The organism is Robinsoniella sp. (genome assembly GCF_034124845.1).
Map to the genome: position 1 here is coordinate 1 of NZ_JAWYAJ010000259.1, position 8,826 is coordinate 8,826.

At 43.8% G+C, this 8,826-nt stretch carries 8 protein-coding genes; 2 read left to right on the forward strand and 6 right to left on the reverse strand.

Annotated elements, in window-relative coordinates; translation table 11 throughout:
• Nucleotides 1-67: 67 nt before the first annotated feature.
• From ACH2DQ_RS12835 to ACH2DQ_RS12860, 6 genes are all read right to left on the reverse strand, one after another.
• Nucleotides 68-1,591, reverse strand: coding sequence for an alpha-N-arabinofuranosidase (locus ACH2DQ_RS12835; protein ID WP_394916191.1), 1,524 nt, complete (start codon nucleotides 1,589-1,591; stop codon nucleotides 68-70).
• 15 nt (nucleotides 1,592-1,606) lie between these two features.
• Entirely contained in the window at nucleotides 1,607-1,867 is a 261-nt protein-coding gene (locus tag ACH2DQ_RS12840) for a DUF6171 family protein (RefSeq protein WP_394916190.1), read from the reverse strand.
• A complete protein-coding gene (locus ACH2DQ_RS12845) occupies nucleotides 1,868-3,370 on the reverse strand; it encodes an alpha-N-arabinofuranosidase (protein WP_394916189.1) in 1,503 nt (500 codons plus the stop codon).
• A 234-nt stretch (nucleotides 3,371-3,604) separates the two neighbouring features.
• Nucleotides 3,605-4,474: a carbohydrate ABC transporter permease gene (locus ACH2DQ_RS12850; protein WP_394916188.1), complete on the reverse strand. Its 870-nt coding sequence runs from the start codon at nucleotides 4,472-4,474 to the stop codon at nucleotides 3,605-3,607.
• 1 nt (nucleotide 4,475) lies between these two features.
• Entirely contained in the window at nucleotides 4,476-5,375 is a 900-nt protein-coding gene (locus tag ACH2DQ_RS12855) for a carbohydrate ABC transporter permease (protein ID WP_394916187.1), read from the reverse strand.
• A 32-nt stretch (nucleotides 5,376-5,407) separates the two neighbouring features.
• Nucleotides 5,408-6,814: an ABC transporter substrate-binding protein gene (locus tag ACH2DQ_RS12860; protein ID WP_394916186.1), complete on the reverse strand. Its 1,407-nt coding sequence runs from the start codon at nucleotides 6,812-6,814 to the stop codon at nucleotides 5,408-5,410.
• A 462-nt stretch (nucleotides 6,815-7,276) separates the two neighbouring features.
• Between ACH2DQ_RS12860 and ACH2DQ_RS12865 the strand changes: the two genes are divergently transcribed.
• Together ACH2DQ_RS12865 and ACH2DQ_RS12870 are read left to right on the forward strand one after the other, a co-directional pair.
• On the forward strand, nucleotides 7,277-8,212 hold the full coding sequence (locus ACH2DQ_RS12865; protein WP_394916185.1) for an ArsR/SmtB family transcription factor: 936 nt from the start codon (nucleotides 7,277-7,279) through the stop codon (nucleotides 8,210-8,212).
• A gap of 391 nt (nucleotides 8,213-8,603) precedes the next feature.
• Nucleotides 8,604-8,826, forward strand: a 223-nt coding sequence (locus tag ACH2DQ_RS12870) for a hypothetical protein (RefSeq protein WP_395026992.1), incomplete at its 3' end; no start/stop codon positions are given.

An 8,826-nucleotide genomic window follows, 5' to 3' on the forward strand; every position in this document is an offset into this window, starting at 1 on the left:
CGCGGCAGATGGCAAAATAGGCAGTGCTGTCACTATTGTTACTGTCCGGATGGAGCACTAGATTGCGTCAGGAGTTTTTCCCCAGCCTTATCACATTCCAGGAAGCCTTGTTCAACACGGTCTTTAAAATGCCATCCTCCACTCTGCTGTTTGCAGAATGCCCGGGCACTACCCGGTCTTGTCCAGGACCGTTGCTGGCTGTTAAATCATCACACTCCAGCACAATGTGTTCCAGTATCCGGTAACTGGCAAAGCTTCTGATATCGCATTCCATAGGGACACCTTCCTGAAGGTCCCGGTTTACGGCGAAGATGGTCACTTCTTCTGCTTCCTCGTTATAAACTGCCACTGCGTCCACATCCGTTACATCGGTATATTCCTTTGTATCGTGTTTGGAGCTGTCAAATACCGGCTGTAGTGCAATCCCTCTTCCGTATCTGGATGCATGGAGGTACGGATAAAAAATGGTCTGCTTCCACGCCCCGCCGTCTGTCTCTGTCATTATGGGTGCGATGACATTGACCAGCTGTGCCAGGCACGCCATCTTTACCCTGTCGGCATGCTTTAGAAAGGTAATCAGCATTAAGCCCACTAAAAGCGCATCCTCAAATGTATAGACGTCTTCCAGAAGTGCCGGTGCCTTCTGCCAGGGGCGGTTTGCCATGGTATCATTGTCGGATTCATTGGAATGGAACCACACATTCCATTCATCAAAGCTTAAATTAATATCCTTACTGCCCCTCTTTTTGGCTTTTACGAAATCACAGGTCGCAATAACCGTCCGGATGAAGTGATCCATTTCCACAGAACGTGCCAGGAAATTCCTGGTATCCTTATCCGGATTTCCAAAATACTGATGGAGGGATACGTAGTCTACATAGTCATAGGTATGTTCCAGGGTGGTTGCCTCCCACTGTGGAAACGTGGGCATGCCGGTGTTGGAACTGCCGCAGGATACCAGTTCTATGGAAGGATCCATCAGTCTCATGGCCTTTGCCGTCTCCGATGCAAGCCGCCCGTATTCAACCGGTGTCTTGGAGCCTACCTGCCAGGGACCGTCCATTTCGTTCCCAAGGCACCAGGTTTTGATGCGGTGAGGTTCTTTTACACCGTGTGATATCCTAAGGTCACTGTATTTCGTTCCCCCGGGATGATTGCAGTATTCTAACAAATTGCAGGCATCCGCCACGCCTCTGGTTCCCAGATTCACCGCCATCATTATTTCTGAGTTTACCGCCTTACACCATCTGGAAAATTCATTTACCCCAATTTCATTGGGTTCCAGGCTTCTCCATGCCAGCTCCAGGCGTTTGGGGCGCTGCTCTACCGGTCCCACACTGTCTTCCCAGTAAAAACTGGACACAAAATTGCCGCCGGGATAGCGTACAATGGGAACCTGCAGATCCTTCACCAGTTCCATCACATCCATACGGAAACCGTCAGCATCTGCTGTCTGATGCCCGGGCTGATAGATTCCCTCGTATACGGCACGCCCCAGGTGTTCTATAAACGAACCATAGATCCGGTTATCGATTTTAGAGATCTTAAAGTCTTTGTCTATTACCATTTTTGCATACTTATTACCAGTCATTTGATTACTCCTTGTTTACCATTTTGGTGTGGCATGAGGGCAGCCATTTTTATCAATGACTGCTCTCATTTCCACAAAACATCCGCATATTCTGCACATTCCATTCATCAGGCTGTCACAGGCTTTACATTTTTCAAGCCGATCCTGATATTTACTTTCATCTGTTTTGATATCCGCATCCAGGCGGCTGATGTAATCATAGAGATGATGAAAATATTCACTTTCCTGCATTTCTTTCAAGAGGCATTTTTTGCAAATCCTCTGGTTTTGCTCCATCTATTCCACCTCAATATGAACAACGCTGCTGGGCGGGATTACAAAGGAAATTCCCTCTCCTGTAATCTGGATATCGGAAAATTCCTGAACCTTTACCCTCTCGGGCTCATCAAACGTGTTCATGGCATGCATCTCATTTACCAGAATACTTCCTGCTGCCTTTTGCACACTGCGCCCTGTGATCACCGTATCAATGGGATATGACTCTGCCAGGGACAGATTGGTTATGGTAAGATGCATTTTACCATTTTCATCCTCGGATACCGATTCCGTTAAATTAGGAACCTGAAATTCTTCTTCCAATCCGATCTGTTCTGTATCCATATGGCTTTCCAGAAGCAACCCATCCTGATGACACTGATACATATGGAATACATGGTAGGTGGGCGTTTTTACCATACGGGGGCCTTCGGTTAAAATTACAGACTGCAGCACATTTACTAACTGTGCGATATTTGCCATCCGTACACGTTTGGAATATTTATTGAAAATATTCAGGTTAATACCGGCTACCAAAGCATCCCGCATGGTATTCTGCTGATAGAGAAATCCGGGATTTGTTCCGGGCATGGCATCAAACCAGGTTCCCCACTCATCTATAATGAGCCCTATTTTCTGATCCGGGTCATATTGATCCATAATTGCACTGTGACGCTTGATCAGGGTTTCCATATAAAGGGTCTTGGAAAGGGTCTTATACCATGCTGTTTCATCGAAATCCGTCGCACTTCCTTTCTTTTCCCAGCCCTCAGGGTGGGTATAATAGTGGAGGGACAGACCATCCATGAATCCATGCTGGGACGGCTGTGAATGACGAAAACAGGTTTTTAATACCTCCTGAGTCCATTCATAATCGTCCACATTGGCACCACAGGCAATCTTATAGATTTTGCGGTCCTGTTTGTAGTCTCTTACATATGTCTGATATCTCCGGTATTCGTTGGCATAATACTCCGGTGTCATATTTCCGCCGCAGCCCCAGTTTTCATTTCCCACGCCAAAGAATGCAATATCCCAGGACTCTTCCCTGCCGTTCTCTTTTCTGAGCTCCGCCATTGGAGAAATCCCGTCAAAAGTCATATATTCCACCCATTCCGACATTTCACGAACAGATCCGCTTCCAACATTTCCATTGATATATGCCTCACATCCCAGCTGACGGCACAGTTCCATAAACTCATGGGTTCCAAAGCTATTGTCTTCTACCACGCCTCCCCAATGGGTATTAATCATTTTCTTTCTGTTTTCCCTGGGTCCAATCCCATCCATCCAGTGGTATTCATCGGCAAAACAGCCTCCGGGCCAGCGCAGGACCGGTATCTTCATTTCTTTCAGCGCTTCTACCACATCATTTCGCATTCCGTTGGTATTGGGAATCTGTGACTCCTCTCCCACATAGAGTCCCTCATAAATACATCTCCCCAAATGTTCTGAGAAGTGGCCATAGATCTCTTTATGTATTTTACTTTTTTTATGCTGTGCATCAATGAAAAGTCTTGCCATCTTAATTTCCTCCAAATTTTTACTTTCTACTTTTATATGTCACTATTGTTACTGTCAGGATGGAGCTCTGGACCTGTCTGAAAATCATTCCTGTCGTCTGGATGCCACTGACCTTTGACTGCTTCTAACGTCTGGATGCCACTGACCTTCGACTGCTTCTGCCCTCTGGATGCCACTGACCTTTGACTGCTTCTGCCCTCTGGATGCCACTGAGAATTGTCCTCTAAATCCCTCTTAGCCTTTGACTGCACCTGCCGTCATTCCATCGATAAAATACCTCTGGAAACATAAAAACAGTACAAATATCGGCAAAATTGAAAACATGGAACCTGCTATTAACAGGTCGTAATTATTTCCATAGGGCGTCAAAAGGGTATTTAAGCCGATAGGCAGTGTAAATTTATCTGCATCACGAAATACCAGTAACGGCCAGAGCATATTGTTCCAGGAACCCATAGCACATAAGATTGACATTGCCGCAAATGCCGGCTTCGTAATCGGCATCATGATTTTAATGCTGATCCCATACTCCGTTGCACCGTCTATTCTCCCTGCATCCAGCAGCTCTTTGGGCAATCCGCTCATGTACTGCCTGAAGAAGAAAATGGTTGACGCAGCACAAAGCCCCGGCAAAATAGCACCCGCACGGCTGTTAATGAGATTCAGGTCTATCATCTCCTGGTACAAAGGCAGCATCAGGATCTCAAACGGAACCATCATCGTGGCAATCACCAGAAAAAACAGGAAATTCTGCAGCTTATACTGATACATGGTAAGCCCGTAAGCAATAAAATAACAGACCAGAAGTGTCAGTACAACCGTAAGTACGGTGAGCACCATACTGTTTTTGAACCATAAGAAATAGCTGTGATTCCCGGTAAACAGATATTGATAATTATTCAGGCTCATTGCGGAAAAATCCAGTTTCAGACTCATTCCATACCGGATTAAATCCTTCCCCGGCCGCCAGGACGCTATAAATGAAATTAGCAGAGGTGCTGTTACAATGAAGCATACAACTGCGAAGATTCCGGTGTTGACTATCGCTAAGACCATCTGGTTTCTGTTTATAGATGACCGCTCTTTTTCTTTTCCTCTCCCCATCTTACCGTTCCTCCTTTTTGAAGGTTCCATTCATAATCAGTTGGAAAATGTTAATAATCAGGGCGATCAGCAGAAGCACCAGTCCTACGGCAGAAGCATAACCCAGCTGATTTTTCTCAATCCCCCGCCGATACAGGTAACCTACGATGGTAAGTCCGATGTTTTTGGGCGATGCATTCCCGTTCCATAGCATAAAGCTTTCCAGGAACATAGATAAACCCGCATAAATACTGATAGTCAGTACATAGATGCTGGTGGGTTTTAAAAGCGGAACCGTAACAAACCGGAACTTCTGCCACTTGGTTGCCCCGTCTATATCTGCGGATTCGTAAAGGGCTGTGTCAATATTTTTAAGGCCTGCTATAAAATACAGGGTGTTTACACCGGTCCATCTCCAGCATGCCAGCACCAGTAATGCCAGCATGCCGGTTGTGGATTCTTTCAGCCACTTCAAAGGACCTGCTCCAAACCATCCGATCAGCTGATTCATGGCGGACCCATGAAGTTCGCTGAACATCAGGCGGAAAATAGTTCCTGCCACCACTACCGAGGTAAGCGCCGGTAAATATAAAATCGCTTTCCAGAGTCCCTTCGCCTTTGTCAGACGGCTTTCCATCATTACGGCAAACAACATGGGAAATGGAATCAGTAATGCAATGGTTAACAGCGTATATTTTCCACTGTTTAAAATGGCAGTATGAAAAACAGTATCTTTTAACAGCTTGGTGTAATTAGCTGCTCCAACCCATTCTACCTGACCTGGCAGAACGGATTGAAAACTCATCTTAACCGTACTGAACAAAGGATAAATCCAGAAAATCAGGAAGCTTAAAAGAAACGGCAGGACAAATACATAAGGTGCAATTTTCTGGGAATAAAATATTTTTTTAATCTTAAGCAAGGTATTTTCCTCCTTTCAACAGCAAATGCGCATTATTGCTCCAGGGATACATTATCCTGGGCTTCCTGCAGTGCCTCTGTTACATCCTGCCCGTCTTCTAATACTGCATTTAAGGTGGTGTTATTAAATACCTCGCCGATTGCTGGCGTCATCCTGACTACTTTTACAATCCCGATTTCATCTTTAATCTCATTTAAGGTGTCAAAAGGATTTGTCTTAAAATAAGAGATATATTTATTTGATGTGTCTTCTGTAATGGATTTATCGGTCCAGATTGCTGTATTGCAGGTGTCAAACCCCAGATCCTCCCAGATCTTTTTTTCTCCTTCTTCTGATAATTTTGCCCATGCCAGAAATTCCGCTGCCAGGTATCCATTTTCACATTGATTCGTTACCACCGTCCCGGTTCCTCCAATGCCCACAGACCTGTTCTGCCCTTCTTCATATACCGGACAGGGTGCTATTGCCCAGGTATCTGTCATCTCCGGCATATAATTCAGGAATCTGGACATAAACCACATGGCTTTTGGAAAAGAAGCAATATTACCGTCTGCAACATTTGCATATCCCTCTTCCATGTCCACATGACCGCCCGGAGAAACCATGGCAATTCCGTCCTCCAGCCACCCCTGCTGCATAGTCAGCATCTTGTTCACAGAATCAATGGTCACATCTGCTATGCCTTCCGCATCTGTCCAGTCTTCTCCCCATTCAGCCATGGAGAGAGACAGCCAGTCCGTTCCTGCCGTATCCACAGATGTCATCATGACTTTTCCTTCCGATGCATCTGCTAACTGTTTTCCTGCTTCTGTATAATCGTCCCAGGTTTTAATTCCTGTATAGTCAATCCCATACTGCTCCAGGATCTTGGTATTGTAGAACATAACGGTAGCTCCAACATGGGTTGGTACTCCGTAATTTTTCCCATCTTTACTGTAAAGATCAATGCGGGACTGCACAATGTCTTTTGCATAAGGCTCCATAAACCCATTCAGCTCTTTAAACTGGACTTCCCCCTGGAGAAAATTGGGGAACTGTCCAACCTCTACATCACATAAATCCGGTGCACCTTCCCCGGACTGTAACGCCAGCGTAAGCTTATTATGCATGTCCGCATAAGGGTATGTAGTAAAGGTTACTTCAATCGTCTTATCCGGATTTTCTTCGTTCCACTTCTGTACCATGTTGGAATAAAACTGCGAATGCATCTCCACAAAAGTCCACATATCGAAGTGGGTGCCATTGGCATCTCCGGTAGTTGTCACAACTTCTGTCTCAGAACCGGCTTCGTCCCCGCCATCGGAAGAAGCTTCCTCCTTAGAACCGGCTTCTGAACCATCTGTTAATGAAGACGGACTGCTTCCATTACCTCCACACCCGGTAATCATTGAAATTGCCACAGATACACACAGTAAAGAACAAATTAACTTTTTTCTCATATTCAATCCTCCCTAAAGCATGTTTAAATTCGCAATCTTTCTGCTTGAAAAATGCATATCCAAACAGGCTGTCATTTACTCACTTTGAATACAACTCACATTAGTTACCTATTAACCAAGCAAATCCCGTCATTGTCCCACACACGAACACTCAGAATCTTCTTTTAAAAGCAAAATCAGCCGGCCAGCATTTTTAACAATTTTTTCATTCACTTTTGTGCACCTTGTATATATTCAATGACTTTTCTTTTGCTTCGTAACTAAACTATACATTTTATTCTTTATCTTGTCAAGTTATATTTAAACTATTTTAGTTTATATTAAATATATATTTTTGACAGACAGCTTTTTACACGCTTTTACACCCCCTCCCTGCACCCGGATTTCCTATTGTATTTTCTTCCAATCAGCGATATAATTATTTTCAATACGACTATAAAGGTTTTACGAAAGGAACACCCTATGCGCTATCTGAAAGACATCGACAGCGGTCTGCCGCTTTTTAAAGCTCTTGGCTCCGATATCCGTATTTCCATTCTCAATCTTCTGCTGGATGAAGGTCCTATGAATATGAACGAACTTGCCGCACGGGTTAATATTACCAATGGCGCACTGACCAGTCATATTAAGAAACTGGAGGACTGCGGTCTGGTGAATATCACCAGTGAAGGAGACGGACACGGCAACCAGAAGGTGTGCCAGGCACATATCGGGCAGATACTTTTTTCGCTCACTCAGGAACCCGTAATACGGAATGAATCTACGGCTGAGTTAAAAGTTGGACAGTATTGTGACTTTTCTGTTTATCCCACCTGCGGTATCTCTACCAGAACCTCTCTGATCGGTGATGTGGATGACCCCAGGTTTTTCGTCCACCAGCAGCGTTTTGACGCCGATATCCTCTGGCTTGGCAAAGGATATGTGGAGTATATCCTGCCCAATGTGCTGCCTGCCTCACAGCGGATTGAAGAAATTGATATCTCTCTGGAAATCAGTTCGGAAGCTCCGGGCAGCAACAGCATCTGGCCTTCCGATATTCACTTTTATATAAACGAAACCTTTGTGGGTCTTTGGACCAGCCCCGGAGATTATGCGGACCGCCCCGGACATTTTACACCCTCTTGGTGGTTCTCCAACTGGAATCAATATGGACTTTTAAAGAATCTGGTAATTAATAAGAACGGTACCTTTATGAATGATCTGAAAATCTCCGATGTGACCATTGAGGATTTTGCTTTTACTGACCGGGATATTATCCGGTTCAAGCTTGGCGTTCCGGATAATGCCAGGCATGTTGGGGGTATGACGATATTTGGCAGCTCCTTTGGGGATTACAATCAGGATATCCGCTTTAAGATCCGTTATTCTCCTTTAAAAGAGAATGAAAGGACTTCCTGACTTTACCCTCTTTTTACTATTTCCAGATAAATAAAAACACCTCTGTATGAATCACACTGTAAAAAACATTGTGAATTCATACAGAGGTGTGATATAATGCTTATTGTAGATCAATACTATTGTTTTCAGGTCTCGCCTATGTTTCTACTTATTTGGCGTTTCAATACTTTTATTTTTATGTATACATTTTCTGTTTCTTATTTTCTTATGTATATCATTGCTCTTTTATGGTATGAGTCTCTATATAATTTTCTTGATATGGCAACTAACCATCTATTAGATGCCGGAAAATAATCCCTTTTTAGTTAACATAGTACCTTGATAATTGAATAGACTTTGCACTTTCTATATGTTAATATAAAGATATTCATGTTACAAGGAGGTGTGTAATATGACCACTGATGAAAAGCTTGATATGCTAACTAATCTTGTGAAAGAGAATAACGAACAACTTAATGTATATAACAAGCGATTCGATGACATTGAAACTAATTTTGGGAACGTTAATTGTGAACTTAATGCTTATAACAAGCGTTTCGATGACATTGAAACTAATTTTGGGAACGTTAATAATGAACTTAATGCTTATAACAAGCGTTTCGATGACATTGAAA